Source organism: Paenibacillus sp. P3E, from assembly GCF_001909045.1.
Taxonomy (GTDB): Bacteria; Bacillota; Bacilli; order Paenibacillales; family Paenibacillaceae; genus Paenibacillus_AQ; species Paenibacillus_AQ helianthi.
The window spans coordinates 1-1,743 of the sequence record NZ_LVWH01000096.1 but is presented as its reverse complement, the minus strand read 5'-3'; the positions used below and the strand labels follow the sequence as shown (position 1 = coordinate 1,743).

2 protein-coding genes are annotated in these 1,743 nt (G+C 33.2%); both read right to left on the bottom strand.

What is annotated here, in order from left to right; all coding sequences use genetic code 11:
- A partial coding sequence (locus tag A3842_RS09525; RefSeq protein WP_074101181.1) for a sugar nucleotide-binding protein occupies positions 1-701 on the bottom strand: 701 nt, incomplete at its 3' end.
- Between the two features lie 2 nt (positions 702-703).
- Positions 704-1,723: a polysaccharide biosynthesis protein gene (locus A3842_RS09520; protein ID WP_074101180.1), complete on the bottom strand. Its 1,020-nt coding sequence runs from the start codon at positions 1,721-1,723 to the stop codon at positions 704-706.
- Between the last annotated feature and the right edge of the window lie 20 nt (positions 1,724-1,743).

Below are 1,743 nucleotides of genomic sequence, written 5' to 3'. Positions count from 1 at the left end.
ATTTTATTACCTTTGAAATAAGCATTGAATAAGCTTAATAGATTAAATTTAGAAATAGACTCGTTATTAACTAAATGATAAATACCAACTAAATTCACTAAAGCTGCCTTTTCAATTGCTTTAGCAAGAGTAAGTGTCGTAACACCACTCCACATCGCTCTACTGTATCCATTCACTTCATTAGACTGTTTCATAAACCAATTAAATAATCCAATGCCTTCAACATTCATATCTTGGCCAATAATAGAATTTCTTAGAGTTAAATCCTTGGCATTATCTAATTCCCCTAATGCCTTAGAACGATCATAGAATGTCTCTCCATCTTTAAATGAATCTTCTATATAATTTCCTTTTTTTCCTGAAAATACACAATCCGTACTCATATGAATAACCCTTGTTCTCATTTCTTTAGTAAGATCACTAATATAGTGAGGTAAATAACTATTAAGGAAAACAGCTTTTTGTTTATTATCTTCAGCATATTGGTTAAGAAGACCAATACAATTCACCACTACTGTAAAGTCGCCTTCAAGAATTACTTTAGAGAGCAGGTCTAAGTTATAGTAGGCATCTCCAATTATATTCTTGCCTATCGGGAAGTAGGATCTGGTAAATGTAGTTACCTCATAACCTTGCTCATGTAAATATAAAGAAATAGTATGTCCTGCCATTCCGGCAGCTCCTAATATTAGATATTTCAAGACTAACTTCTCCATTCATTAAGTTCATTTTGCACATATGACAAGTCTAGTAATTTCATTTTAACTTGTTCTAAACTAAGCCTTGTTGTATTGTGCGAATTGTATTCTTCCGAATCAGAAAGTTCATGATCGCCCTCTACAAAATACTTGTCATAATTCAGATCTCTTGAATCAGCAGGAATTCTATAGAATCCTTCCAAATCTTCTGCATTATTATGCTCTTCTTTAGTAAGTAATGTTTCATATAATTTCTCTCCGTGTCTTGTACCAATTATCTTAATTTCATTAGTTGCGTTAAATATTTCTTTAATTGCCATCGCAAGATCTCCAATAGTTGATGCAGGAGCTTTTTGTACCATAATATCTCCAGAATTGGCATTGTAAAATGCAAATATGACCAACTCAACTGCCTCCTCAAGACTCATGAGATATCGAGTCATTTTAGGATCTGTGATAGTTAACGGTTGCCCTTTTTTAATTTGTTCAATAAACAACGGAATAACAGAGCCTCTAGACGCCATAACATTCCCATATCTTGTGCCACAAATCATTGTTTTCTCTTGAGATACGGTCCTCGCCTTAGCTACTAAAACCTTTTCCATCATGGCCTTAGATATACCCATTGCATTTATAGGGTATGCGGCTTTATCAGTAGATAAGCAAATTACTTTTGTTACACCACTTTCAATTGCAGCGGTTAATACATTATCTGTACCAAGGATGTTAGTTTTAACTGCCTCCAAAGGGAAAAACTCACATGAAGGAACCTGCTTTAAAGCAGCAGCATGAAATATATAGTCAACCCCATATATAGAATTTTTGACGCTTGATAAATCACGAACATCTCCAATAAAAAACTTAATTCTATCATTATTGTAGTGTTTTCTCATATCATCTTGTTTTTTTTCATCTCTCGAGAAAATTCGAATTTCACCAATATCTGTATCTAAAAAACGTTCTAATACAGCATTCCCAAATGATCCAGTACCACCTGTTATTAAGATAGTTTTTTTACTAAACATTTACATACCCTCACTTAATT